Here is a 23,114-nt window from a genome sequence, read left to right on the forward strand (position 1 = left end):
CCGCAAATGAACAAATCGATAAAGCGTTTGCGTGCCACGATGCGTCGCGATAGGAGTTTGCGCGGTAGCAAATGAACGGGCAGGGGCCAAAGGCGATTGGGGTAGCTCGGTCGGCTTGGGTCGTTTTTGGCTGATTTTGTATAAACCACTGGTAAGATGAGTTAAGGAGTGTCGTTGCCGAATGGCCTATGCTGACCACTCGCAAGGATCGAGTCGGACTGTCTCGATCGTCATCGTCGCCCTGATTCACGCTGTTCTTGGCTATGCCTTCGTCACCGGTCTTGGCATGAAATATGTCAAAAAGGCGGCAGAACAGCTGAACGTGATCGACGTGAAGGAGGAACCGCCACCACCGGACGAGGAGCCGCCGCCGCCGCCGCCAGACCAGCCGGTCGAGCCGCCGCCGGTCGTCGCGCCTCCGCCGATTGTGCAGACCCCGGCGCCTGCGCCGCCGATCCAGACCGTTCGGACGCCCCCTCCGGTGTTCAATCCGGTTCCGGTCGCCGCGCCGCCGCCGCCTCCGGCTGCACCGCCGCCACCGCCTCAGGCCGCAACGCGCGCTTCGCCGCGTGGCGCTCCGGGCAGCTGGCTCAGCGATGCCGACTATCCGAGCCGCGCCCAGCGCGAAGAACGTTCGGGTACGGCCGGTTTCCGGCTGGAAATCGGCGCCGATGGTCGGGTGACCAACTGCACCATCACCTCTTCGACCGGCCATGCCGATCTCGACGAGGCGACCTGCCGCCTGCTGCCGAAGCGTGCGCGCTTCAAGCCGGCCAAGGGGTCTGATGGCGCGGAAATGCCCGACACCTACAACGGGCGTATCACCTGGCGTCTGCCGGAATAATCCTGATCGGGCAGGCGTGCGCTCGGCGCCGCCTGGCCCTAGCTTGATCTCATTGAGAGGGAAGTCTTGAACATGTTGATGTATCTCGCAGCTGCGGCTCCCAAGCCGGAAAACCCCTATGGCCTGATGGAAGCTCTGGAACAGGGCGGCACGATCGCCTGGACCGTGTTCCTGATCCTGTGCGCCATGTCGGTCGGTACTTTCTACGTCCTCTTCACCAAGCTGATCGAACAGCAGAAGGTGATCAACCAGGGCAAGAAGGTTCGTGCGACCTTCTGGCGCGCCGGTTCGCTCAAGGAAGCGTCGGCCAAGCTGGAAAAGAACTCGGCCTATAAGCAGATCGTCGACGACGGCATCAAGGCGCAGGAAGAGCATAGCAAGCTGAAGGACCCGGTCGAAGCACATGACTGGCTGCACGGTTCGCTGGCCCGCTCGGAAGCCGCGATCAACTCGTCGCTCGGCGGCGGTCTCGCCTTCCTCGCAACCGTCGGTTCGACCTCGCCGTTCATCGGTCTGTTCGGTACGGTTATCGGTATCTACCGCGCGCTGATCAAGATCGGCGCCGCCGGTCAGGCCTCGATCGACGCCGTCGCCGGCCCGGTCGGTGAAGCGCTGATCATGACCGCCCTGGGTCTGGCCGTGGCCGTTCCCGCGGTGCTCGCCTACAACTTCCTGCAGCGCCGCAACAAGTCGATCGCCGAACAGCTCAACGGTTTCACCGTCGACCTGCTCGCCTATCTGGTTTCGGACGGCGCCGTGAAGCCGACCGTTGCCGCCGCTCCGGCTGCTTCGGTCGCCAAGCCGGCTGCTGCGCCGACCAAGGCCTGATTGCCTTAAGACTCCGGTATGGGACCGGGTGGCGGCTGCGACCGCCCGGTCCCGCCGGACGTGGGCCCCGCCTGACGGGGCGCCATCGACACCAAGGTTAGGATAGTATCAATGGCAATGAGTGTTGGCCCCGGCGGCGGTGACGACAAGCCCTTGTCCGACATCAACACGACGCCGCTCGTCGACGTCATGCTGGTGTTGCTCATCATCTTTCTCATCGCGGTCCCGGTCGTCGTCCAGACGGTCGATCTGCAACTTCCCAAGGTTGCGTTCGAGCCGACCACGACGAAGCCGGAAAATGTGTCCCTTTCGGTCACGACGGCCACGGATGGCAGCTGTGCGGTGTTCTGGGGCATGGCCCCGGTCAACTCCAGTGAACTGCTAGATCGTGCCGTCGCCAAGCTTGAGGCGGACATCAAGAAGGCAGGCGGTGTCGAAAACATGACGCCCGAGGATCTGCCCGAAGTGCATATTCGCGGCGACATCAACACCCCCTATCGTTGCATCGGCGGGACCATCTATACGATGCAGCGCGCCGGTTTCCCGAAGGTGGGCTTCATCTCCGAGCCGGAACCCGGCACGTCGACGACCCGCCTCTGATCGGCTGATTAAGGAGATTTCGCTATGGCTATGAGCATGGGCTCCGATGATGGCGAGCCGATGATGGAAATGAACACGACGCCGTTGATCGACGTCATGCTCGTTCTCCTCATCATGTTCATCATCACCATCCCGATCCAGACCCACGCGGTTAAGATCGATCTGCCGCAGAACGCGCCGCCGACTGACAGCGTGATCGACCCGGTCAAGAACAAGGTCGCCATCGACCCGGCCGGGATCATCACCTGGAACGGTTCGCCGATCGACCTGCTGACCTTGCGTCAGTATCTGCAGCAGTCGCTGCGCCTGCCCGTCGAGCCGGAACTGCAGTTCCAGCCCAACGCCGCCACCCGCTATGTCGTCGTCGACCAAGTGTTGGCGGAGATCAAGCGTGCGGGCGTGACGAAGCTGGGCTTCGTCGGCAACGAGCAATATGGCAACTTCTGATCGCTGACTGCCAGCGACCCTTATCCCGCACAGGACTTCCCGGTTGGCGGGTTGGGTTTGCTGGATCATGCGATGGAAGATGACAGAGACAAAAGGGTCGCCCTCGGGTGGCCCTTTTTTTTGTGCGTCGGGAATGAGGACTGAACCGCCACGCCGGCCGATTTAATCTTTTGCTTACCTCGACCGCCGATAATGCGGCCGAAGCAGCGCGGTATCGATCATGAGTGCGGAACGGAAATCAGAATATGACCGCAAGGGCCGGGCGGCCGAGCGTCGCCACGTCCAGATCGGGGTCAAGGTCCGGCGACCGGGTGAAACCTGGTTCACCAGCCGGATCACGGACATGTCCGTCACCGGATTTCGCCTGCAAAGCTTCATGAAGCTGACGATCGGCAGCGATCTGTGGATCATGTTGCCGGGCTTCGAAGGGCGCCGCGCCCGCGTTCTGTGGACCCGCGGTCCCGAATCGGGCTGCACCTTCGAACGGCCGCTGCATCCCGCGATACTCGACCATATCGTTCGCCTGAACGAGACGGGTGGCTCATACTGACGCGCGACGCATCGCCTGGCGCCATCTGAGCGCCAGACGGATATCAGGCGGCTGGCGCATCCTGGAACTGGAGACTGGCGAGGCGGGCGTACAGGCCGTCCCGGGCCACCAGCGCGGCATGATCGCCCTGTTCGATGATACGCCCTTCGTCCATCACCAGAATGCGATCCGCGGCGCGCACCGTCGCCAGTCGATGGGCGATGACGATCGTCGTGCGCCCGCGCATCAGCCGGCCAAGCGCATCCTGCACCAGCCGTTCGGATTCGGCGTCGAGCGCAGAAGTGGCCTCGTCCAGCAGCAGGATCGGCGCATCGCGCAGCAGCGCGCGGGCGATCGACAGCCGCTGGCGCTGGCCGCCCGACAGGCGCGCCCCGCCCTCGCCCATCTGGCTGTCCAAGCCCTGCGGCAGGGCGCGCAGGAAGGCTTCGGCATTGGCGGCGCGGGCGGCTTCCCAAATCTGTTCGTCGGTCGCGTCCCAGCGGCCGTAGCGCAGATTGTCGCGGGCCGATGCGGCAAAGATCACGCTGTCCTGCGGCACGATCGCCATCATGGCGCGCAACGCGGCGGGATCGGCATCGGGCAGGGCGACGCCGTTCAGGCGGATGACGCCCGACCCCGGATCGTAGAAGCGCAAGGCGAGCTGGATGAGGGTCGATTTGCCCGCGCCGGAGGGGCCGACGACGGCGACCGTCTCGCCCGGCGCGACAGCAAAGGAGACGCCATGGAGTGCGGCCTGATCGGGCCGGGTGGGATAGTGGAAATGCACATCCTCAAAGCGAAGATGCGCGCCATGATCGCCGGCGGGCAGCGGGACGGGATGGGTTGGCGGCACGATGTCCGGCTCGGCCGTCATCAGTTCATGCAGGCGGCTGGCGGCACCCGCGCCCCGCAGCAGGTCGCCCCAGCTTTCGGACAGCGATCCGAACGCGCCGGCGACCAGGCCGCCGGTCAGGACGAAGGCGGCGATGCTGCCGCCCGACAGGCGACCGGCGGCGACATCGAGCGCGCCCTGCCACATCACCGCCGTGATCGATCCGAAGACGAGTGCGATCACCACCGCGGTCATGAGCGCGCGCAGGCCGATCCGCCGCCGCGCGGTGGCGAATCCGCTTGCCACGGTCGCGTCGAAGCGGGCCGCTTCGCGCCCTTCCTGCCCGAAGGCCTGGACGATCTTCATCGCGCCCAGCACTTCGCTGGTGACGCTGCCGATGTCGGCCAGCCGGTCCTGGCTGGCGCGCGACAGACCGCGTACCCGGCGGCCAAGGCCGATCAGCACCAGCAGGATGACCGGGATGCCGAGCAACAGCATCGCCGCAAGCTTGGGCGCCAGCGCGAAGAGGTAGATCAGGCCGCCGATCCCGGTGACGAGGTTGCGCAGCGCGACCGAGACGGTCGATCCCACCACCTGTTCGACGATCGCCGTGTCCGCCGTCATGCGAGAGGCGATTTCAGAGGGGCGGTTTTCCTCGAAGAAGCGCGGCGCCTGGCGCAACAGATTGGCCTGAGTGGCGCTGCGGATGTCGGCGACGACGCGCTCGCCCAGCCAGGACACGAAATAGAAGCGCAGCGCGCTGGCGATCGCCAGGACGATGACGATCATCAGCAGATAGGCGAACCAGCGGCTGATGTCGCCGCCGCCCATGAACCCCTTGTCGATCACCAACCGGAACCCGCTGGGGATGCCCAGCGTCGCCGCGGACGACACGATCAGCGCCAGCAACGCGCCGGCGATGCGGCCCGGATAGCGACGGGCGAACCCCCACAGCATCGTCAGGCTGCCAAGGGCGGGTCGCGCATCGGCGCGGGCGGCGGGTTGCGGGGCATCCTCCATGGATGCGGCGCTTAAAGCGATTTCAAGTCAGATGGAACATCTGAAGACTCCAGCGAAGCGAAATCGCGTAAACCGGGGCGCCAGCAGCGTCGCCCCGCCGCAATCGGCCGTTCAGGCGCCGGGGGCGATCTCGCCCGCCAGTTGCATGACGCGGCGGGCGTCGCCCTTGCTGGTCAGGGCGTAGGCCATGGCGCCGGCTTCCCAATAGGCGACGACGTCGCCCTGTTGCCGGGCGATCAGCGGCGTCGCCTCAGCCGGCGTTTCGGCGCGATCCGCAAAGAAGGACAAGGCTTCCCCCTGCGGCGTGCGCAGGGACATGGCGATCGCCGGACTGTCCGCGGTCGGAAAGAGCTGGACGTCGGTCACGCGCCATCCGGCGGGCAGGGCGGGCAGCACGATGCCGGTCGACCGTTCGATCTCCTGCGGATCGAACGTCGCACTTTCGACCTGGGATGCCATGCGTTGGCGCAGGAGGCCGGCGCGGCGGGAGGCGGCCGCTTCGTCCAGGAATGTGCTGGCCTGCGCGCTTTGCGGAAATTCGCCCAGTGCGCCGCGGGCGATCCAGCCGCTGGCGAGCAATGCGGCGATGGCGGCGGCGCGTCCGACATGGCGCCAGGTACGGCCGGCGTCATTGTCATTGGCGACCGGCAGGCGGGTGTCGCGACGGCGGCCGACCAGCGTGCCCTTGGTCCCGTCCTTCACCAGGCGGAAATCGATATGCGGCCAGCGCTGCCGCCAGCGCCGCGCCACCAGCCGCTCGCCGGGACGGGCGGCGTCGTCCAGCAGGACCACGCTGTCGGGGGACAGGCGCGCGAACAGGCTGTCGGCCGCGCCGCGCACGAGCGGGTGAACGCTCCAGGGCGGCCCGTCGATGATGATGAGGTCGATCTGTTCGGGCAGGGCATCGATCGCATACCAGCGGCCCGGCCAGTCGGCGCTGTCATGGGTCAGCGGGGCGTGGCGGATGTCGACGTCGAGCGCGTGGTCGGCCAGCCACTGCCGGGTCGCATCGACAAAGCCGCCATGCTGGTCGAAACTGTGCAGTCGGCCGCCGCCATGCAATTGCAGGGCGCGGGCGGCGATGAGGGAGGACGCGCCCGCCCCCAGTTCCACCACATGGGCGGGGCGCAGCCGGGCGATCTCCCGCACGATGTGGCGCAGGAATCCGACATCGGCCTTCCAACTCCCCAGATGCGGCAGGGCGTCGTGCGGCAATTGCAGTTCGTCCAGCAGGGCGCGCTTGTCCGCCGGGCGCCCGCCCGACAGGCTGGCGAGCAGCCAGGGCCAGCCGATCGCGCCGAAACCGATGCGCCAGGCCATGTCCGACAGGCGGCGCGGCAGGTCGCTATCGGCATGGTGCGCTTCGGTGAGCGCGAGGAGGCCGGTGAGGTCACGGGATGTCACTGTAAAAACATGCTCCTTGTCGAACTGCCGGACTATGCCGCCCATCCTGTTTCGCGCATATGACAGCGTCACACATCGTCAATGGATGACGCAGGGAACGCCGATGACCCGTATAATTTCCGCGACAGTCGAACGGTGGCCGGTTGCGGGCGCCTTCGTCATCAGCCGCGGGGCCAAGACCCATGTCGACGTCATCGTCTGCACCGTGATCGATGGGGCGTACGAAGGGCGCGGCGAAGGGACGGCCATCTATTATGAGGGCGAGAGCGCGGAAGGCTGCGTCGCGGCGATACAAGGCTATGCCGGGCCGCTGGAGCGGGCGGCGCTGCTGACCCATATGCCGCGCGGCGCGGCGCGCAACGCGCTCGACTGTGCCCTGTGGGATATGGAGGCGAAGCAGGCCGGCTTGCCGGTGTGGCAACTGGCCGGGCTGGAATCGCCCGCGCCCTTGCCCAGCGCCTTCACCATCAGCCTGGGGGAACCGGACCGGATGGAGGCGGACGCAAGAGCCGCGGCGGCGCGGGGTTTCGCACTGCTCAAATGCAAGCTGACCGGCGAGGGCGACCGGGCGCGCATCGCGGCGGTGCGAGCGGGCGCGCCCGACGCCCGGCTGATCGTCGATGCCAATGAAAGCTGGCACGCCATGGACATTGCGGCGGAGGCGGAGGCGCTGGCGGCGCTGGGTGTCGAAATGGTCGAGCAGCCGGTGATCCACGGGCAGGAGGCGCGACTGGCGGGCGTACGCGCCCCGCTGCCGCTATGCGCCGACGAAAGCTGTCATACGCGGGCCGATCTCGATCGGCTGGGCGATTTCGACGCAGTCAATATCAAGCTCGACAAGGCCGGCGGGCTGACCGAAGCGCTGGCGCTGGCGAAGGAAGCGCGGGCGCGCGGCTTTCGCATCATGGTCGGCTGTATGCTGGGCACGTCGCTCGGCATCGCCCCCGCCGCTCTGGTGGCGCAGGGGGCGGACTGGATCGACCTGGACGGCGCGCTGTTGCTGGCGGATGACCGGGACGGTGGCCTGGCGCTGCGCGACGGGCTGTTGCAGCCGGGCACGCTATGGGGCGGCGCTCAGTAACCGAGCGTCAGGCCGACCGCATAATATTTGGGGCCGACATTGGCCTTGGCCCGCAGCTTGGGGATGAGCGGCATCGCCAGCGTCGCATAAGGGCGGATATTGTCGCCGCTGAAGTGCGCGCCCGCGCCGATCGTGGCGGACAACGGGATGGTATAGGCGGCCTCGACCCGGCCATAGAGTTTCGTGTCGCCATCGCGCACATACACGCCTGCGCCGGGCGTCAGGCTGAACCCCGCCATGTTCAGCGCATAGCCCGCACCGATTTCCGTGCCCCAATGGCCGTCGGCGCGGCCATAATTGACCTCTGCGCCCAGCCCTTCTGCATAAGCGGTGGAAGGAAGGGCGGCGGCGAGCGCCAGGGCGACGAGAGGGAGGCGCAACATTGTCATGGACAGGGCGGCTAGGCCGGGTGTCTGGCGGCGGCAAGGCGCTGTGCCATGGTCGGATCGACGCACCTGCGGTGACAGGGGGATGGTTTTCCTATCCGAGGGGATAGATCAGCGATTATCCCGATGTCGCCCACCCTGGGTCAAGCCTGGGGGTGAGGATGATTCCGATCAGGCGTCGATCACCCCTTCTCCCCGACCGTCCGCACCGGCTGCACCTCGGGATAGGGCATGATCGCCTTGCCGTCGGGGCCGGCGGTGATGCTGGTCTGGGTCGGATAGGCGAATTCGATTCCCTCCGCGTTGAAGCGTTTCCAGATGGCGAGGCCGATGCGGTGGCGCATCTGGAAATAGTCGTGATGGTCGGGATCGGGCACGTCGAAATTGAGCTGATAGTCGAGGCTGCTGGCGCCGAAGGCGATGATGCCGGCATTGACGAAGATCAGCCCCTCCGCCTCGACAATATCCTTCAACATGTCGGGAATCGCGTCGGCCTTCGCTTCCTCGGTCTGGTAGATGATGCCGATGGCATAGGTGACGCGGCGCTGGGTGAGCGTCTGCAGGCTGGTGATTTCCTTCTGCAGCAGATTGGCGTTGGACACGACCTTCCGCTCGCCCGACATGGCGCGCAGGCGTGTGCTTTTCAGGCCAATCCGCTCGACGCGGGCGGTGGTCTGGTCGAACTGGATGATCTCGCCACGGCGGAACGGCTTGTCGAAGATGATCGACAGCGCGGCGAACAGGTCGGAGAAGATGCCCTGCGCGGCGAGGCCGATGGCGATGCCGCCGATGCCCAGGCCCGCGACCAGGCCGGTGACGTTGACGCCCAGATTGTCGAGCACCACGATCGCCGCGATCGCGAACAGCGCGAAGCTGACCAGCACGCGGATCAGGCCCATGGCGTTGGCAAGCGTTTCGCCGCCGCCATCCTCCGCCAGCGTCTTGCGCTCGATAAGGCCCAGGATGATCTCCCGCGCCCACAGCGCGACCTGCAACACGGTGGCGATGGTGAAGAGGAAAGCGACGGTCTTCGTCAGCGAAGCCGGCGCGTCGGCATAGCCCACGACCAGCCGGGCCGCGACCAGCACCATGAAATAATGGGTGGTGCGCGCGGCGGCGCGGCCCAGCACATTGGCATAGCCCAGCGGATCGCCGCGGCTGCCCTTGTGCCGCTTGCCCAGTTCGCGCAGCGCGGCGAGGGCAAGATAGATGAGGACGGCCGCGCCGACGGCGATCAGGATCTGGACATAGTGGACCTGCAACCAGGCGATGGTCGAATCCCACATCTCGCGCAGGTTCGGCGCATGGACGCTGAGGTCGGGGAGGGCGGGGTCTTTCTTGTCGGCCATGCTGTTCCGTCTGCAATAGGGTGGCGCGGCGGATCAGGCCGCCGCTGCCAGCGGGGCGCAATCCGCGATCCCGTCGAGAAACGCAATCAGGCCGCGCTCCCCGCGCGACAGATAGCGCGTTCGGCGCGGCAAGCGAAGCCCCGCACGCCATTCATCCTGTCCGTCCTTGCACAATGCGAGCAGGGCGGGGTGGACGTAGCTTTTGCGGCTGATCGCCGGCGTGTTGCCCAGCGCCTGCGCCACCGGGGCGAGCAGCTCCTTCTGCGAGACATGGCCCGCCGCCAGCGTTTCGAACGCGATGGTGGAGGCGCCCCAGGTGCGGAAATGCTTGGCGGTGAAGGGGCCGCCCATGGCGTCGGCGATATAGGCGTTGACGTCGCCCGACGTGATCGGCCGGGCGTCGCCATCCTCATCCAGATATTGGAACAGATGCTGGCCGGGCAAATCCTGCACCTGCCGCACGAAGCGGAGCAGGCGGGTGTCGGTGACGGTCAGCAACTGCTCCTTGCCCGACTTGGCGCGGTAGCGCAGCGTCAGCGACTTGCCGCTAAGGTCCATGTGGCGGCGGCGCAGCGTGGTCGCGCCGAAGCTCTTGTTGGTGGTGGCATAATGTTCGTTGCCGACGCGCAGCTTGGCGAGGTCGAGCAGGCGGATCACGGCGGCCAGCGTACGGTCCTTGCGCAGGCCGCGACGCGACAGGTCGGCCTCCAGCCGTTCGCGCAATTTGGGCAGGGCGCGGCCGAAATCGGGGCAGCCGGCATATTTCTCCGCCTCCCGCGCGGCGCGGAAGTCGGGGTGATAGCGATATTGTTTGCGGCCGCGATCGTCATAGCCGATCGCCTGGACATGGCCCCAGGGCGAGGGGCAGTACCAGCAGTCGACATAGGCCGGCGGCAGCGCGATCGCGTTCAGCCGGTCGATTTCGTCGCGGTCGGCGATGCGCGTGCCGTCGGCGTCATAATAGGCCCATCCGTGCTTGAGCGCGCGTCGCGTAATGCCGGGAATGGAGTCGTCCGCATGGACGATGGAGCTATGGGCCATCTTATCCTTCTCCCCCATCCTGTTCCTTGAAGCCCGAAAACCCGCCGTTCATCGCTTCGTTCCGCAACCTCCGCGGCGGGCGCCCGTTTAGGCTCCATATCATCAAGGAGAGCATCATGCCCGTCATCGAAGAAAGCCGAATCCTGATCCTTGCAACCGACGGGTTCGAACAGTCCGAACTGTTCGAACCGCGTCAGGCTTTGCTCGACGCCGGGGCGGAGGTCGTGCTCGCATCGCCCGGTACGAAACCCATTCAGGGCATGAAGCATGCCGAAAAGGGCGACAGGATCACGCCGGACATCACGCTGGAGGCGGTCCGGATCGCCGAATATGACGGACTGATCCTGCCGGGCGGGGTGGCGAATCCCGATACGCTGCGGATGAACGAAAAGGCTGTGGCGATCGTCCGCGCCTTTGCCGAATCGGGCAAGCCGGTCGCAGCGATCTGCCACGGACCCTGGCTGCTGGTGGAGGCGGGCGTGGCGTCGGGCCGGACGATGACGTCCTGGCCCTCGCTGCGTACCGACCTGGCCAATGCCGGCGCGCAGGTGGTCGACATGCAGGTGGCGATCGACGGGAACATCATCACCAGCCGCAATCCCGACGATATTCCCGCTTTTGTGGAGGCGTTCAGGACGGCGGTGAGCGCAGGACAGCCGGTCGAAGCCTGAGCGGCGCGGCGCCGAGGTGCCAGGGCATGACGCGCCGGCGCAGGACCGACAGATGCGCCAGCGCCCATGCCGCGCAAACGGTAAGCGTCGGGGCGGCGAAAGCCTGCGCACCGGGGAACAGCAGCGGCGCGACGATGGCGGCGACGATGCCGCCGAGCGCCAGCGCGAGCGCGCGCGGTTCCCCATCCGGGCCGCGTAGCCAGGCCATGGCGGCGGTGACCCCGGTCAGAAAGCTGAGGACGAGATGCAGCGTCGACGGGCCGGGCAGGCCCAGCGCGGCGACCAGCAGCGTCAGGATCGCCACCGCCGGCGCCAGAGGCGCCCGGCCGAGCAGCCGGGTGGTGAGCGGATAGGCCAGCAGTTCGCAGGCGAGCGCGGCCAGCAGGACGGCGACTGCCAGATCGCCGTGCCCGGCGATCAATGCGACCACCGCGGCGGCGCCCCAGCGGATCAGCCGGGACGGCGCCATCAGGATATGGCTGACCCACTCCCGCGCGCCGGGGCGCAGGGCGAAGCGGCGATCGGCGAGCCGCAACTGGAATCCGCCGACCAGCAGCAGCGCGTCGATGCCCCAGGGCAGCAGGCCCGGCGCTTGCCACGGGCAGGCGAGCAACAGGCCGAGCAGCAGGCCGTGGGCCAGGCCCAGCAGGCGCAATTCCCCGGTCATGCCGTCACCGCCCGCCGCGCGTTGAGCGTTGCCGCAAGCGCTTGCTTCGCCGCATCCTTGCGCAGCCGCGTCAGATAGGTGTCGAGCCCGATCTGGAGCGCGAGCATCATGAAGATGAAGGGTTGATAGGCGATGCCCACGAACAGCGATCCGATCATGTAGACGACATGGCCCTGTTGCAGGGCCGACGCGAAGGGCGAGATCCAGGCTTCGTCCGGGTATTTGTCCGGTTCATTGGCGCGCTTGCGATAGAGGCGACGGATCGATTCGGTGCGGATGAAGCAGATGCCGTGGATCAGCGCCCATATGAAGAAGCCGAAATAGCCCTGTTCGCCCAGCATCTCGAAATAGGCGCTGTGATAGGCGCGGCCCTTGTCGGTGACGATGCGCCGCTCGATCCGTGCGCCGCCGCTGTCGACGACGGTGCTCTGGGCGAAATAGGTGAAGCTGTTCTGGAGATAATTGTCGAAGCCGCCGCCGCCCGGATGCGTCTTCACATAGTCGAGCGTCCACATCCACACCGCGACTCGGGTGGCGGCGCTTTCGTCGCCCTGGTGATTCTCGATCGTCTCCATCCGCTGGGTGAAGCTGGCGGGCAGGAAGGGGATGGACGCCAGCGCGGCCACGGCCAGCAGCGGACCATAGACGAACTTCTTCTTCGACCGCACCAGCATCATGCCGAAGAGGATGACGAGGCAGACGAGGCCCGTGCGCGCCTCCGTGCCGATCGGCATCAACATGCAGGCGAGGCACAGGGCGTAGCAGAAGGTCTTCACGCGCCAGTCCGGCGGAAAGATGGTGCCATGGTTGGACAACCAGAGGATCAGCGGCATCAGCGATATGGCGACGCAACTGATGATGCTGCCTTCATAGAGGCCGCTATTGTTTTCGACCATCAGGTTGAGCACGCCATAGCCCCCGCCCGACAGCGCGGTCTTCATGCCGCCATTGATGATGATGGTGCTGGCGCAAAGAATCATGAAGAGCGTCAACGCCTCGATCCGCAGCCGGGTGCGCAGGACGAGCGGCAGAAAGATGCCGGCGATGATCGCCTTCCACACCCAGTTCCATTTGGTCAGCGCTTCGACCGGGAAATCGGCGGTCATGGTGGTATAGCCGCAATAGGCGACCAGCACGAGCATCAGCCCCTGCCGCACCGAGAATCGGCAATCCTTCTTGTCGTCCATGACCAGCCAGGCCCCGACCATGGCGGCAAAGGCCATGGCGGAGATGGGAATGGTGTTGAGCAGGAAATAGGACAGGCGCTGGGGCGAGACGATGTCTATATAGGCATAGACGGCGACCAGCAGGAACGGCCGGCGCAGGCCCATCAGGCCGAAGATGCCGAGAAAGGCGATGAAGAAGAGATCACGCATCGGTATGCGGCTCCGGCGCCGAAGGAAGCTGCGCGGGCGGGTCGCGATCCAGATCGGCGCGCGGCAGCAGCCGCCAGGCCGCAAGCAGGATCACGCCATGGCTGATAAGCAGGGACAGGGCGTCGATCATCGCGCGTCGATCATAGGGGGCTGAGTGATTCCGTTCGGCACTTGTCCCCACTAGCGAGACAGAGTTGACGGGCCGTTAAACCTTTTTCGGCAAACAGATTGGGCTATGACTCGTATTCTCCATGTCCTGGACCACAGTCTGCCGCTCCATAGCGGCTACACATTTCGCACCCGCGCGATTCTGCGCGCGCAAATGGCAAAGGGGTGGGAGGTGTGCGGCATCACCGGCCATCGCCATGCGGCGCAGGGCGCTCAAGAGGAAGTGGTCGACGGCCTGACCTTCCATCGCACGCCGGGCGAACCGGCCAGCGGCAATCCGCTGATTCGCGAATGGCGCGACATATCGGCCCATGCCGATGCGATCGACGCGCTGGTGCGGGCCTGGCGGCCGGACGTCATCCACGCCCATTCGCCGGTGTTGAACGCGATCGCGGCGCAGCGCGTGGCCAAGCGCCACGGCCTGCCGATGATCTACGAAATCCGCGCCTTCTGGGAGGATGCGGCGGTCGGCAACGGCACCGGGGTCGAAGGCAATCCGCGCTACTGGCTGACGCGCCAGCTCGAAACCCATGCGGTGCGCGCGGCCGATGCCGTTGCGGTGATCTGCGAAGGGCTGCGCGGCGACCTGATCGCGCGCGGCGTGGATGCGGACAAGATCGTGGTGTCGCCCAATGGCGTCGATATGGACCAGTTCGGCACGCCGGTGGATCGCGACCAGGCGCTGACCGCGAAGCTGGGCCTCGAAGGCGCCGACGTGGTCGGCTTCATCGGCAGCTTCTACGATTATGAGGGGCTGGACGACCTGATCGCCGCGATGCCGCGACTCGTGCGCGCCCGGCCCCGCGCCAAGCTGCTGCTGGTCGGCGGCGGTCCGCGCGAACAGGCGCTGCGCGACCAGGCGATGGCGTCGCCCTTTGCCGACCATATCGTCTTCGTCGGGCGGGTGCCGCACGACCAGGTCGAACATTATTATGCGCAGGTCGACATATTGGCTTACCCGCGCAAGGCGATGCGCCTGACCGATCTGGTGACGCCGCTGAAGCCGCTGGAGGCGATGGCGCAAGGGCGTCTGGTCGCGGCGTCGAGCGTCGGCGGGCATCGCGAACTGATCGAAGACGGCGTCACCGGCACCTTGTTCGCGCCGGACGATCCGGCGGCGATCGCCGCGGCGCTGGCGGGCCTGTTTGCGAATCGCGACGGATGGGATGCGCGCCGCGCCGTGGCCCGCGCCTTCGTCGAGCGCGAACGTAACTGGTCGTCAAACATTATGCGTTATGAACCCGTTTACCAGCGACTGCTGGCGCGGCCGTCCCGGACACGTGCGGCCGCATGAGCAAGGGTTGAAGACAAGGTGGCGGCGGGAGTCATCAACAGGCGGAGCATGGCGATCGCCGCATCGGCCGGCATGGCGACCGCGCTGCTGGTGCTGTGGATTCCGGTGGGCCTGATCGAGATGCTCGTGGCGTCGAGTGGCCTCAGCGAAGCGCTGCCCGCCGCGGCGCCGCCGCTGGGATTGAAGGCGCGGCTGTTGATGGCGGGTTTCGCCGGGATCATGGCGCTCGGCCTGATCGGCCTGGCGAGCCGTGATGCCGGTGGGCCGGAACAAGATAATGGGAAAGGACGCGCCCCTCGCGTCCAGGGAGCACATAAAATGGGTTTCGCATTCTCCAAGCTGACCGCGCTGGCGCGGGGCCGTGCTGCGCCGGGCATCGAACCGGACGCGCCGATCCTGCGTCGTGCCGACGCCCATCCCGACGCCCCGTCGCGTCCGCCCATCTTTGCCAGCCGGGATTTCGACGGCATCGATATCTTCCCGCGGGCCGAAGCCGGCCGGCGGTCGCTGGTCGCGCATCGCGACCCGGAACGCGAGACGATCGTGCCGCTCGGCAAGTTGGCCATGCCCAGTGCGCCCATGCCGCTGTCCGAAGCGGAACTGCCGCAGCCCGCCTTCCTGCGTCCGGCCGGCCCTTTTGCCGTGCCGAGCCTGGTCGAAAGCGATATCGAGGATGATCTGGCTGACGAACCCGTCGCCGGGATCGATCCGGCGCCGGTCGCGATCGACAGGACGCCGCCCGCAACGCCCTCCTTCTTGGCGCCGCCTGCTGAATCGATCCCGTCCGCACCGTTGCCAATGCCTTCCACCCATGGCCTGTCGATCGGCGAGCTGACCGAGCGGCTGGAGCGGGGGCTAATGCACCGGTCGCGCAAAATGTCTTCGGCTGCGGCGGGCGATCGCGTGATTGCCGACATGCCGGTGGCATCGGCTGTGCCGGTGCGCGCGGCGGTCGAGCAGGATGCCGACGAAGCGCTGCGCGCCGCGCTCGGCGCACTACGCTCCATGACCGGGCGACGCTAAAAGCGCGCGCCCGGCACAGGTCTACCAGTCTTCGATCGTCAGGGCGGACAATTCCAGCCAGACGCTCTCCATGTCCGCATCGCCGTCGTCGACGCTGATGTCGGCAACGAAATGACCCGGCAGCGCCCATTCGACATCGGCCAGGCCGGTCATGAAGGCCGTGCCGCGTTCGGGGAAATCGTCGCCGCTCAGGCGCAGTCGCACGTTGTGGCGTTGCCCTTCGAACAGGGCGCTGGCCCAGGGCCGGCTGACCGCCCGTTCGACGATGGCGGGCTGACCCGCCCGCACGAGCAACTGCGCCAGAAGAGACGGCAGCGGGTTCGTTCGCCGATTTCCTATTGCTTTATTTCGGATGAGGTTGGCCGCGCCGAACCCATGATCCATGCTTGTCATTGGCTGATGCTCCTGCGATAACTGTTCATGAAATGTTCTACTCGCCTTCTTACGCGATCGCCGGGTTCCCGACCCAGGCGCAGGTCGAAAACCAGCCGCGGATCGCGCGCGCATTTGCGCCCGAACCTGGTCGGCGGCATCTGAAATTCGCGAAGAAATTGCTCGATCATACGCAGCAACATTGGCCTTCTTCTCCCCGTTCAGTGCGACTCGCCCGCTGCAAGTCGATAGGTTTATTCCTATCTCTAAGCCAATTTCCTACTTGTCTAGGAAAATTCCTATCATTATGGATTGGATATGGATGAATCGGAACATGCCCGGATTGCGCTCGATCGACTGATTGCCGATCGGGGAGAAAATTATGCCGATCTGTCCCGGCTGATCGGCCGCAATCCGGCCTATATCCAGCAGTTCATCAAGCGCGGCACCCCGCGCAAGCTGGACGAGGAGGATCGCCATGTGCTGGCGCGCTATTTCGGCGTACCCGAACAGATGCTGGGCGGCGCGACGCCGCCGGTCGCTGCGCCCGTCCGGGTGCGCGGCATCCCTGCGGTGGTCGCGGTGCCGCGTCTGGCGCTGGGCGCGTCTGCGGGGCAAGGGTCGCTGGACGAGGATGAGCAGGCGGCGGGCGTGATGGCGTTCGACGCGCGCTGGTTGCGCCATCTGGGTGTGCGGCCGCAGCGTGTGTCGATCATCCGGGTCGATGGCGAATCGATGGCGCCGACGCTCAACGACGGTGACGATATCATGGTCGATCATGACGATGACGCCGGCCGGCTGCGCGATGGCGTCTACGTGCTGCGATTGGACGGCGTGCTGATGGTCAAGCGGGTCGCCATGGGGCCGCGGCGCGGCTGGTTCAGCGTGGTCAGCGACAATCCGCACTATCCCGACTGGGCGGATATCGATCCGGCGCTGGTGGATATTGTCGGCCGGGTCGTCTGGAGCGGCAGGCGCTTGCATTAGGCGTTGAATTGCGCGGGGCCGCATCCCATCCTGTAGGGCGGTTCCTATCATAGGCACGAAATGGACGAAGTTTCAGAACTTCCGGGAATTCCGATTGAACGATAATGAATCGATTATCCGCAAATCGATCGAATGGCGCGGCGCGCGCATGGCGCTGGCGACGGTGGTGTCGACCTGGGGATCGGCGCCGCGGCCGCGGGGCAGCCATATGATCGTCCACGCCGATGGCCGGTTCGAAGGCAGTATTTCGGGCGGCTGCGTCGAAAGCGCCGTACTGCAGCGCGCTGCGGAAGTGATCGGCGGCCGCTCTGCCCATGTCGAACGCTATGGCGTCGCCGATGGCGACGCCTGGGAGGTCGGACTGCCCTGCGGCGGCGAGATCGCGGTGTTGGTCCAGCCGGTGAGCGAGGCCGGCTTCGCGCCCGGATTGTTCGACCGGATCGCCGCCGCCAGCGCGCGCGGCCGGGCGCTGACGCTGGCGACCGACCTAGACAGCGGCGTGACGCGCGAGGCGGCGGGAGAAGGGGATTTCCTCAATCGCTACGATCCGCCGCGCCGTCTGCTGATCGTCGGCGCGGTGCAGATCGCCCAGAGCCTGGTGCCGCTGGCGCAGGCGATCGGGGTGACGCCGGTGGTGATCGACCCGCGCGGCCGCTTCCTGACGGCGGAGCGCTTTCCCGGCGTGGAACTGGACGACCGTTGGCCCGACGAGGCGATTGCGGCGCGCTTCCCGGGCGAATCAACCGCGGTGGTGACATTGAGCCATGACATCAAGATCGACGACCCTGCGCTGGTGGCGGCGCTCCGCGCATCGACGGGTTATGTCGCGGCGCTGGGATCGCGCAAGAGCCATGCGGCGCGGCTGGAGCGGCTAGGGGCGATGGGCTTTGGGGCCGACGATCTTGCCCGTATCGACGGACCGGCCGGGCTGGATATCGGCGCGATCGGCGCGGCGGAAATCGCGCTGTCGATCACGGCAGGGATGGTGGCCGGGTTCAACGCCCGAGCGATTGCTCATCGGATGGAAAACATCTGATGGCGCGAACCTCGCGCTGATGCCCAGATGCTAAGGGCGATGCGTGCCCCCTGCCGCAAGGGATGGGCAGGGGACACATCCCTTACGCTGTCGGGCACAAAGGATGGCGCGCCCTAGCAAAGCGGCGGGATGGATCAATACCCCTAACGACGTATTTGCGAAATTTCTTGTCGTGCCATCCGATTTTACAGTCGTAATATTACAAGAGTTGCGATATTCTGCGGATAACGACTTCCGCCAAGAGTCGCTATCCGCCTTGTTTCGACAGGATATTTTCAGCAACAGCGGCCGCCATTCTTGCCGCCATAGCGGGCTTCCTGCCGGTCGCGAAAAAACTGGGTGCGGTTCATCGCGGGACGCTCGGGATGATGCGCGGCCATGTGGCGCAGATAGGCGTCATAGTCAGGCATCCCGACCATGAGTCGCGCGGTACGGCGAAGGGTATCGAACAACCCGCTCATTCGGCCGGCACCAGTTGCGAAGGAATTTCGCGTGCGGTTGGGGCCGCGATTCGCCGGGCGGCGAGGCAGGTGCGGACGGTGAAGAAGAGCAGCGCCAGCACCACCGCCAGGAACAGCGCGACCAGCGCGGCGTCGATTCGGTCGTTGAAGATGATGCGCTGCATCTCCGCCATCGATTTGGCCGGGGCCAGCACTATGCCTGCGTCCGCCGCCGCGCTGAACTTCGCCGCATGGGCGAGGAAGCCGACCTTGGCATCGGCCGCGAACAGCTTCAGCCAGCCCGCCGACAGGGTGCAGATCAGCAGCCAGACGGTAGGGACCAAAGTCACCCAGGCGAACTTGTCCCGCTTCATGCGGAACAGCACCGCCGTCCCCAGCATCAGCGCGATCGCCGCCAGCATCTGGTTGGAGATGCCGAACACCGGCCAGAGCGTGTTCACCCCGCCCAGCGGATCGGTGACGCCCTGATAGAGGAAGAAGCCCCACGCCGCGACGGTCAGGCCGGTGGCGACGATACCGGGGACATGGCTGGTCGTGTCCTTGAAGGACGGCACGGCCAGCGCGATCAGATCCTGCAACATGAAGCGCCCGGCGCGGGTGCCGGCGTCCACGGCGGTCAGGATGAACAAGGCCTCGAACAGGATCGCGAAATGATACCAGAAGGCCTTCATCGCCGGGCCGCCGACGACATGGCTGAAGATTTCCGCCATCGCCACCGCCAGCGTCGGCGCGCCGCCCGCGCGGCTGATGATGCTATGTTCGCCGACATCCTTCGCCGTCTGGGCGATCAGGTCGGGCGAGATGGGGAAGCCCATGGCGGTGACGGCGGCGGATGCACTGGCCGCATCGGTGCCGATCAGCGCGGCGGGGCTGTTCATCGTGAAATAGATGCCGGGGTCCAGGATCGACGCGCCGACCAGCGCCATGATCGCCACGAACGCCTCCATCAGCATCGCGCCATAGCCGATCATCGGCGCATGGGCTTCGCTCGCGATCAGCTTGGGTGTGGTGCCGCTGGCGATCAGCGCGTGGAAGCCCGACACCGCGCCACAGGCGATGGTGATGAACAGGAAGGGGAAGAGGCCGCCCGACCAGACCGGGCCGTTGCCGCCGACGAACTGGGTAAGGGCAGGCATTTTGAGCGGCGGGGCCATGATGACGATGCCGATGGCCAGCGCCGCGATCGCGCCGATCTTGAGGAAGGTCGAGAGATAGTCGCGCGGCGCGAGCAGCAGCCACACCGGCAGGACGGAAGCGACCGCACCATAGCCGATCAATATCCAGCAGAGCTGGACCGGCGTGAAGGTGAAGATCGGACCCCAGACCGACGACAGCGATACCGCCTGGCCATAGACGATCGCCGCGAGCAGACCGACGAGACCCAGCAGCGACACTTCGCCGATGCGGCCGGGCCTGATCCAGCGTGTGTAGGCGCCCATCGCCATGGCCAGCGGCACGGTGGCGGCGACGGTGAACATGCCCCAGGGGCTCTCCGCCAAAGCCTTGACCACGATGAGCGCTAGAACCGCCAGGATGATGACCATGATCATGAAGGCGCCGAACAGGGCGATGGTGCCGGCGACCTGCCCCATTTCCATGCGGATCAGTTCGCCCAGCGACTTGCCGTCGCGGCGCATGGAGATGAACAGAACCATGAAATCCTGCACCGCCCCCGCCAGCACGACCCCCACGATGATCCACAATGTGCCGGGGAGGTAGCCCATCTGCGCGGCCAGCACCGGCCCGACCAATGGTCCTGCGCCCGCGATCGCGGCGAAATGGTGGCCGAACAGGACGGACCTGTCGGTCGCGACATAGTCGAGGCCATCGGCGCGGCGGAGCGCCGGGGTGGGGCGCGCCGGGTCGAGCCGCATCACATGGCGGGCGATGAACAGCGCATCATAGCGATAGGCGACCAGGAAGCAGCAGACCGCCGCGACCACGATCCACAGCGCGTTGACCGCCTCGCCGCGCGACACCGCGACGACGCCGAGCGCGATCGCGCCGAGACAAGCGGTCAAAATCCAGGGTAGGTGCCGGGTCACATGCGCTCCAGAGCGGTTGGGGGGACGTCGGCACCCTAATCCCCCCCCTCCGAAACACAACCGCCTAGCGGCGCTGCCGAAACGGCCAGTCGATGACGTCGCTGGCCCAGAGCGCCCACCAGATGATGACGGGTTGCAACGCGAGCCGGGGGCCGTGATACCACCAGCTCAGATGCACCCCACCCAGGGGGATGTCGTTGAGCGCGTGATTGATATTGGCGGGCCACACGCACAGCGCATAGAGTGCCAGGCCTATCCCGGCCGCGCGGCGCAGACCGGGGATCATCAGACCCAGCGCCCCCGCCAGTTCCGCCACACCGGTCAACGCCACGACAGTGTCGGGCATCGGTACCCAATGCGGCGTGATGGCGATGAAACCGCCGGGCCGCGTCAGATGCGCAATGCCGGCAAAGGCATAGGCGGCGGCCAGCACCAGTCGGGCGATGGTCCGGCCGCGCACGGCCTTAATGCATCACGTCGATTTCAAGCTCGCCTTCATCCTGCCCGTCCCAATAATGGGCGCGTTCGGCATGGACATGGATCATCACCAGTCCAGGCGTGTCGGCGCCATTCTCGAACCAAAGCTCCAGATCGGGGTTCCAATGTTCCTCGAACAGGGCCCGATCGCGGATCAGGTCGGCGCGGCCTTCCAGCGCGATGAACAACGGGCGCTGGCCGAACAGCCCGCTCTTGCCGTGGAAGGACAGGCTGACCCGCGGGTCACGCTCGATATCCCGGACCATCAGCGTGTCTTCGGTGGTGAAATAATAGCTGTCGCCGCCATGGGCCACATCCTGGTTGTTGCTCATCGGACGAGCGCCGATATGGCCATCCTCCGTATGGGTCGACAGCATGGCAAAATCGATATGCTGCATCTTTTCGGCCAGGCTGGCCATCGTGTGCTGCACCATGTGCGTCTCCTCTGCTCGATCGGGTCTTAACGCAGGACAGGGCGAGTCGGGTTCCATCGATCGGATTCGACTCCTGTTCATAAGAACATATAATGAACATATCGGATATGATTCGGGAGTTGCCGCCATGGAAAGCCGCGCCGCGCCGCTTTACCGCCCCTTTTTCGCGCTCAAGCCGCCGCCGGTCGTCGCGCGGCAGATCGACCATTTCGCCGCGACGCTGGCGCCGGGGGCGGACCGCATCCGTCCCGAACATCAGCATGTCACGCTCGGCATCACGACCGACTGGCCGGATTATCCCTATGAACTTATCAAGGCGCTGCGCCGGGCAGCGGCGGGGATCATGGCGGAGCCGTTCGACCTGCTGATGAACGGTGTGAACTTTGGCGGCCGGTCGGCGGCCCTACGGCCATCGCGCAGCATTGCGGGATTGAAGAAGGTGCAACAACAGGTCGCCGCCGCGATGGCGCGCGCCGGGGCGACGCCGCGTCCGGGCTGGAGCTTCAGCCCGCACCAGACCCTATACTATAGCGACGGGCGGCCGCAGCAGCGGCGCATCGACGGGTTCGGCTGGCATGTGGAGGAAGTGGTGCTGCTGTGCAGCCATGTCGGCCGCACCCGGCATGAGATAGTGGGCTGCTGGCCGCTAAAGGGCGATGCGCAATATAGCCTGTTCTGACGGCCTCTCAGCGTTTGCGGACGAACTCCGCGCGCAGCACCAGCCCCTTGATCCCGTCATAGCGGCAGTCGATTTCCTGGGCGTCGCCGGTCAGGCGGATCGACTTGATGAGCGTGCCGCGCTTCAACGTCTGGCCCGCACCCTTGACGGTCAGATCCTTGATCAACGTGACCTGGTCGCCGTCGGCCAGCAAATTGCCGACCGAATCGCGGACTTCGACGGGATCGATGGCATCGGTTGCCGCTGCGGCGTTCGCCGCGCTGATCCATTCGCCGCTGGCTTCGTCATAGACATAGTCGTCGTCGGCCATGGCCATCTATCCCTGAGTCACGCTTTGCAGCACCGCGGCGCGCAATTCGGGGATGCCCATGCCCTTTTCGCTCGACGTGACGATGATGTCGGGATGGGCGGCGGGGCGCTTGCGGATCGCGTCGGCGGTGGCTTTGGTCACGGCCGCCAATTCACTTGCCTTGATCTTGTCTGCCTTGGTCAGGACGATGCGATAGCTGACCGCCGCGCCATCGAGCATGTCGAGCATGTCATTGTCGACATCCTTGATGCCATGGCGGCTGTCGATCAGCACCAGCGCGCGCTTGAGCGAGGCGCGCCCGCGCAGATAGTCGTTCACCAGGAACTTCCATTTGCGCACGATGTCCTTGGGCGCCTTGGCATAGCCATAGCCCGGCATGTCGACCAGGCGGAAGCGCAGCGGTTCGCCCACGTCGAAGAAGTTGAGTTCCTGCGTCCGGCCTGGCGTGTTGGAGGTGCGGGCGAGGCCATTGCGGTTGGTAAGCGCATTGAGCAGTGAGGATTTGCCGACATTGGACCGGCCCGCAAAGGCGACTTCGTTCACGTCCATGTCGGGCAGGAAGTCGAGCGTGGGCGCGGACTTGAGGAAGGAAATCGGCCCGCTGAAGAGCTTGCGCGCTTCCTCGATGAAGTCCGCGTTATCTTGGTCCGTCATTCCACACTCCGTTCGGTTTCGAGCCCTTCGACTGACTGCTTGCAGCAGTCGCTCCGGACAGGCTTGTCGAGGGCCGTTGGCATCCGTTTCTCGACAAGC

Annotated in this window: 28 protein-coding genes; 12 read left to right on the forward strand and 16 right to left on the reverse strand. The window is 65.9% G+C overall.

Translation table 11 applies throughout. From position 1 onward, the window contains the following. The first annotated feature begins 181 nt into the window (after nt 1-181). From K9B33_RS07655 to K9B33_RS07675, 5 genes are all read left to right on the forward strand, one after another. A complete protein-coding gene (locus tag K9B33_RS07655; protein WP_224547871.1) occupies nt 182-844 on the forward strand; it encodes an energy transducer TonB in 663 nt (220 codons plus the stop codon). A gap of 72 nt (nt 845-916) precedes the next feature. Beyond that, nucleotides 917-1,672 (forward strand): MotA/TolQ/ExbB proton channel family protein, encoded by a 756-nt coding sequence (locus tag K9B33_RS07660; protein WP_224547872.1) that lies wholly within the window; start codon nt 917-919, stop codon nt 1,670-1,672. 111 nt (nt 1,673-1,783) lie between these two features. After that, nucleotides 1,784-2,272, forward strand: a complete 489-nt coding sequence (locus K9B33_RS07665) for an ExbD/TolR family protein (protein WP_224547873.1) — start codon at nt 1,784-1,786, stop codon at nt 2,270-2,272. A gap of 24 nt (nt 2,273-2,296) precedes the next feature. Continuing rightward, the gene (locus K9B33_RS07670) at nt 2,297-2,719 is read left to right on the forward strand and encodes an ExbD/TolR family protein (protein WP_224547874.1); all 423 of its coding nucleotides are present in this window, start codon (nt 2,297-2,299) and stop codon (nt 2,717-2,719) included. A 220-nt stretch (nt 2,720-2,939) separates the two neighbouring features. After that, entirely contained in the window at nt 2,940-3,269 is a 330-nt protein-coding gene (locus K9B33_RS07675) for a PilZ domain-containing protein (protein ID WP_224547875.1), read from the forward strand. 43 nt (nt 3,270-3,312) lie between these two features. Here K9B33_RS07675 and K9B33_RS07680 read toward each other — a convergent pair whose 3' ends face one another. Together K9B33_RS07680 and K9B33_RS07685 are read right to left on the reverse strand one after the other, a co-directional pair. Further along, entirely contained in the window at nt 3,313-5,100 is a 1,788-nt protein-coding gene (locus K9B33_RS07680; protein WP_224547876.1) for an ABC transporter transmembrane domain-containing protein, read from the reverse strand. A 111-nt stretch (nt 5,101-5,211) separates the two neighbouring features. After that, complete coding sequence (locus tag K9B33_RS07685) at nt 5,212-6,504, reverse strand: class I SAM-dependent methyltransferase (RefSeq protein ID WP_224547878.1); 1,293 nt, start codon at nt 6,502-6,504, stop codon at nt 5,212-5,214. A 103-nt stretch (nt 6,505-6,607) separates the two neighbouring features. Here K9B33_RS07685 and dgcA point away from each other — a divergent pair, with 103 nt between their 5' ends. Continuing rightward, nucleotides 6,608-7,585 (forward strand): N-acetyl-D-Glu racemase DgcA, encoded by a 978-nt coding sequence (gene dgcA, locus K9B33_RS07690; RefSeq protein ID WP_224547879.1) that lies wholly within the window; start codon nt 6,608-6,610, stop codon nt 7,583-7,585. Here dgcA and K9B33_RS07695 read toward each other — a convergent pair. From K9B33_RS07695 to K9B33_RS07705, 3 genes are all read right to left on the reverse strand, one after another. Continuing rightward, nucleotides 7,579-7,968 carry a hypothetical protein gene (locus K9B33_RS07695; protein WP_224548044.1) on the reverse strand — a complete coding sequence of 130 codons (390 nt, stop codon included), beginning with the start codon at nt 7,966-7,968 and terminating at the stop codon, nt 7,579-7,581. The genes dgcA and K9B33_RS07695 overlap by 7 nt on opposite strands. 185 nt (nt 7,969-8,153) lie before the next feature. Beyond that, nucleotides 8,154-9,320, reverse strand: coding sequence for a mechanosensitive ion channel family protein (locus K9B33_RS07700; protein ID WP_224547881.1), 1,167 nt, complete (start codon nt 9,318-9,320; stop codon nt 8,154-8,156). Between the two features lie 33 nt (nt 9,321-9,353). Then, nucleotides 9,354-10,361 carry a DNA topoisomerase IB gene (locus K9B33_RS07705; RefSeq protein WP_224547883.1) on the reverse strand — a complete coding sequence of 336 codons (1,008 nt, stop codon included), beginning with the start codon at nt 10,359-10,361 and terminating at the stop codon, nt 9,354-9,356. Between the two features lie 116 nt (nt 10,362-10,477). Between K9B33_RS07705 and K9B33_RS07710 the strand changes: the two genes are divergently transcribed. Continuing rightward, nucleotides 10,478-11,032 (forward strand): type 1 glutamine amidotransferase domain-containing protein, encoded by a 555-nt coding sequence (locus tag K9B33_RS07710; protein ID WP_224547884.1) that lies wholly within the window; start codon nt 10,478-10,480, stop codon nt 11,030-11,032. On the opposite strand, the gene K9B33_RS07715 is transcribed toward K9B33_RS07710, so the two are convergent. From K9B33_RS07715 to K9B33_RS07725, 3 genes are read right to left on the reverse strand one after another with little or no spacing between them, the layout of a single operon-like run. Then, on the reverse strand, nt 10,992-11,699 hold the full coding sequence (locus K9B33_RS07715; protein WP_224547885.1) for a hypothetical protein: 708 nt from the start codon (nt 11,697-11,699) through the stop codon (nt 10,992-10,994). The two genes, K9B33_RS07710 and K9B33_RS07715, sit on opposite strands and share 41 nt — an antisense overlap. After that, entirely contained in the window at nt 11,696-13,075 is a 1,380-nt protein-coding gene (locus K9B33_RS07720; protein WP_224547886.1) for a DUF5935 domain-containing protein, read from the reverse strand. Before K9B33_RS07720 ends, K9B33_RS07715 begins: the two co-directional genes overlap by 4 nt. After that, a complete protein-coding gene (locus K9B33_RS07725) occupies nt 13,068-13,205 on the reverse strand; it encodes a hypothetical protein (protein ID WP_165363561.1) in 138 nt (45 codons plus the stop codon). Before K9B33_RS07725 ends, K9B33_RS07720 begins: the two co-directional genes overlap by 8 nt. A 105-nt stretch (nt 13,206-13,310) precedes the next feature. Here K9B33_RS07725 and K9B33_RS07730 point away from each other — a divergent pair, with 105 nt between their 5' ends. Beyond that, the gene (locus K9B33_RS07730) at nt 13,311-14,537 is read left to right on the forward strand and encodes a TIGR04063 family PEP-CTERM/XrtA system glycosyltransferase (protein ID WP_224547887.1); all 1,227 of its coding nucleotides are present in this window, start codon (nt 13,311-13,313) and stop codon (nt 14,535-14,537) included. Between the two features lie 48 nt (nt 14,538-14,585). Beyond that, nucleotides 14,586-15,560 (forward strand): hypothetical protein, encoded by a 975-nt coding sequence (locus tag K9B33_RS07735; protein WP_224547888.1) that lies wholly within the window; start codon nt 14,586-14,588, stop codon nt 15,558-15,560. A gap of 21 nt (nt 15,561-15,581) precedes the next feature. Here the strand turns inward: K9B33_RS07735 and K9B33_RS07740 are convergent, their stop codons facing one another. Both K9B33_RS07740 and K9B33_RS07745 read right to left on the reverse strand, forming a co-directional pair. After that, nucleotides 15,582-15,953 carry a hypothetical protein gene (locus K9B33_RS07740; RefSeq protein WP_224547889.1) on the reverse strand — a complete coding sequence of 124 codons (372 nt, stop codon included), beginning with the start codon at nt 15,951-15,953 and terminating at the stop codon, nt 15,582-15,584. Beyond that, a complete protein-coding gene (locus K9B33_RS07745) occupies nt 15,950-16,135 on the reverse strand; it encodes a hypothetical protein (protein WP_224547890.1) in 186 nt (61 codons plus the stop codon). The genes K9B33_RS07740 and K9B33_RS07745 overlap by 4 nt, the downstream gene beginning before the upstream one ends. A gap of 115 nt (nt 16,136-16,250) precedes the next feature. On the opposite strand from K9B33_RS07745, the gene K9B33_RS07750 reads away from it, so the two are divergent. Continuing rightward, entirely contained in the window at nt 16,251-16,919 is a 669-nt protein-coding gene (locus K9B33_RS07750; protein WP_224547891.1) for a S24 family peptidase, read from the forward strand. A gap of 94 nt (nt 16,920-17,013) precedes the next feature. Then, complete coding sequence (locus K9B33_RS07755; protein WP_224547892.1) at nt 17,014-17,955, forward strand: XdhC family protein; 942 nt, start codon at nt 17,014-17,016, stop codon at nt 17,953-17,955. 275 nt (nt 17,956-18,230) lie between these two features. Here K9B33_RS07755 and K9B33_RS07760 read toward each other — a convergent pair whose 3' ends face one another. From K9B33_RS07760 to K9B33_RS07775, 4 genes are all read right to left on the reverse strand, one after another. Further along, the gene (locus K9B33_RS07760; RefSeq protein WP_224547893.1) at nt 18,231-18,416 is read right to left on the reverse strand and encodes a YbdD/YjiX family protein; all 186 of its coding nucleotides are present in this window, start codon (nt 18,414-18,416) and stop codon (nt 18,231-18,233) included. Then, nucleotides 18,413-20,461, reverse strand: coding sequence for a carbon starvation CstA family protein (locus K9B33_RS07765; protein ID WP_224547895.1), 2,049 nt, complete (start codon nt 20,459-20,461; stop codon nt 18,413-18,415). Before K9B33_RS07765 ends, K9B33_RS07760 begins: the two co-directional genes overlap by 4 nt. A 64-nt stretch (nt 20,462-20,525) precedes the next feature. Then, nucleotides 20,526-20,921 (reverse strand): DoxX family protein, encoded by a 396-nt coding sequence (locus tag K9B33_RS07770; RefSeq protein ID WP_411973996.1) that lies wholly within the window; start codon nt 20,919-20,921, stop codon nt 20,526-20,528. A 4-nt stretch (nt 20,922-20,925) separates the two neighbouring features. Then, nucleotides 20,926-21,372 carry a pyridoxamine 5'-phosphate oxidase family protein gene (locus K9B33_RS07775; protein WP_224547896.1) on the reverse strand — a complete coding sequence of 149 codons (447 nt, stop codon included), beginning with the start codon at nt 21,370-21,372 and terminating at the stop codon, nt 20,926-20,928. A 127-nt stretch (nt 21,373-21,499) separates the two neighbouring features. On the opposite strand from K9B33_RS07775, the gene K9B33_RS07780 reads away from it, so the two are divergent. After that, entirely contained in the window at nt 21,500-22,051 is a 552-nt protein-coding gene (locus K9B33_RS07780) for a 2'-5' RNA ligase family protein (RefSeq protein WP_224547897.1), read from the forward strand. A 7-nt stretch (nt 22,052-22,058) separates the two neighbouring features. Here K9B33_RS07780 and K9B33_RS07785 read toward each other — a convergent pair whose 3' ends face one another. After that, nucleotides 22,059-22,361 (reverse strand): alkylphosphonate utilization protein, encoded by a 303-nt coding sequence (locus K9B33_RS07785; protein ID WP_224547898.1) that lies wholly within the window; start codon nt 22,359-22,361, stop codon nt 22,059-22,061. Between the two features lie 6 nt (nt 22,362-22,367). Next, the gene (yihA, locus tag K9B33_RS07790; protein ID WP_224547899.1) at nt 22,368-23,015 is read right to left on the reverse strand and encodes a ribosome biogenesis GTP-binding protein YihA/YsxC; all 648 of its coding nucleotides are present in this window, start codon (nt 23,013-23,015) and stop codon (nt 22,368-22,370) included. Between the last annotated feature and the right edge of the window lie 99 nt (nt 23,016-23,114).

The organism is Sphingobium sp. 3R8, assembly GCF_020166615.1.
In the GTDB taxonomy this organism is placed as follows: domain Bacteria; phylum Pseudomonadota; class Alphaproteobacteria; order Sphingomonadales; family Sphingomonadaceae; genus Sphingobium; species Sphingobium bisphenolicum.

Coding starts and splice junctions, on each gene's coding strand:
- K9B33_RS07655 (WP_224547871.1), top strand. CDS start 182: ATGGCCTATGCTGACCACTCGCAAGGATCGAGTCGGACTGTCTCGATC.
- K9B33_RS07660 (WP_224547872.1), top strand. CDS start 917: ATGTTGATGTATCTCGCAGCTGCGGCTCCCAAGCCGGAAAACCCCTAT.
- K9B33_RS07665 (WP_224547873.1), top strand. CDS start 1,784: ATGGCAATGAGTGTTGGCCCCGGCGGCGGTGACGACAAGCCCTTGTCC.
- K9B33_RS07670 (WP_224547874.1), top strand. CDS start 2,297: ATGGCTATGAGCATGGGCTCCGATGATGGCGAGCCGATGATGGAAATG.
- K9B33_RS07675 (WP_224547875.1), top strand. CDS start 2,940: ATGAGTGCGGAACGGAAATCAGAATATGACCGCAAGGGCCGGGCGGCC.
- K9B33_RS07680 (WP_224547876.1), bottom strand. CDS start 5,100: ATGGAGGATGCCCCGCAACCCGCCGCCCGCGCCGATGCGCGACCCGCC.
- dgcA (WP_224547879.1), top strand. CDS start 6,608: ATGACCCGTATAATTTCCGCGACAGTCGAACGGTGGCCGGTTGCGGGC.
- K9B33_RS07695 (WP_224548044.1), bottom strand. CDS start 7,968: ATGTTGCGCCTCCCTCTCGTCGCCCTGGCGCTCGCCGCCGCCCTTCCT.
- K9B33_RS07700 (WP_224547881.1), bottom strand. CDS start 9,320: ATGGCCGACAAGAAAGACCCCGCCCTCCCCGACCTCAGCGTCCATGCG.
- K9B33_RS07705 (WP_224547883.1), bottom strand. CDS start 10,361: ATGGCCCATAGCTCCATCGTCCATGCGGACGACTCCATTCCCGGCATT.
- K9B33_RS07710 (WP_224547884.1), top strand. CDS start 10,478: ATGCCCGTCATCGAAGAAAGCCGAATCCTGATCCTTGCAACCGACGGG.
- K9B33_RS07715 (WP_224547885.1), bottom strand. CDS start 11,699: ATGACCGGGGAATTGCGCCTGCTGGGCCTGGCCCACGGCCTGCTGCTC.
- K9B33_RS07720 (WP_224547886.1), bottom strand. CDS start 13,075: ATGCGTGATCTCTTCTTCATCGCCTTTCTCGGCATCTTCGGCCTGATG.
- K9B33_RS07725 (WP_165363561.1), bottom strand. CDS start 13,205: ATGATCGACGCCCTGTCCCTGCTTATCAGCCATGGCGTGATCCTGCTT.
- K9B33_RS07730 (WP_224547887.1), top strand. CDS start 13,311: ATGACTCGTATTCTCCATGTCCTGGACCACAGTCTGCCGCTCCATAGC.
- K9B33_RS07735 (WP_224547888.1), top strand. CDS start 14,586: ATGGCGATCGCCGCATCGGCCGGCATGGCGACCGCGCTGCTGGTGCTG.
- K9B33_RS07740 (WP_224547889.1), bottom strand. CDS start 15,953: ATGACAAGCATGGATCATGGGTTCGGCGCGGCCAACCTCATCCGAAAT.
- K9B33_RS07745 (WP_224547890.1), bottom strand. CDS start 16,135: ATGTTGCTGCGTATGATCGAGCAATTTCTTCGCGAATTTCAGATGCCG.
- K9B33_RS07750 (WP_224547891.1), top strand. CDS start 16,251: ATGGATGAATCGGAACATGCCCGGATTGCGCTCGATCGACTGATTGCC.
- K9B33_RS07760 (WP_224547893.1), bottom strand. CDS start 18,416: ATGAGCGGGTTGTTCGATACCCTTCGCCGTACCGCGCGACTCATGGTC.
- K9B33_RS07775 (WP_224547896.1), bottom strand. CDS start 21,372: ATGGTGCAGCACACGATGGCCAGCCTGGCCGAAAAGATGCAGCATATC.
- K9B33_RS07780 (WP_224547897.1), top strand. CDS start 21,500: ATGGAAAGCCGCGCCGCGCCGCTTTACCGCCCCTTTTTCGCGCTCAAG.
- K9B33_RS07785 (WP_224547898.1), bottom strand. CDS start 22,361: ATGGCCGACGACGACTATGTCTATGACGAAGCCAGCGGCGAATGGATC.
- yihA (WP_224547899.1), bottom strand. CDS start 23,015: ATGACGGACCAAGATAACGCGGACTTCATCGAGGAAGCGCGCAAGCTC.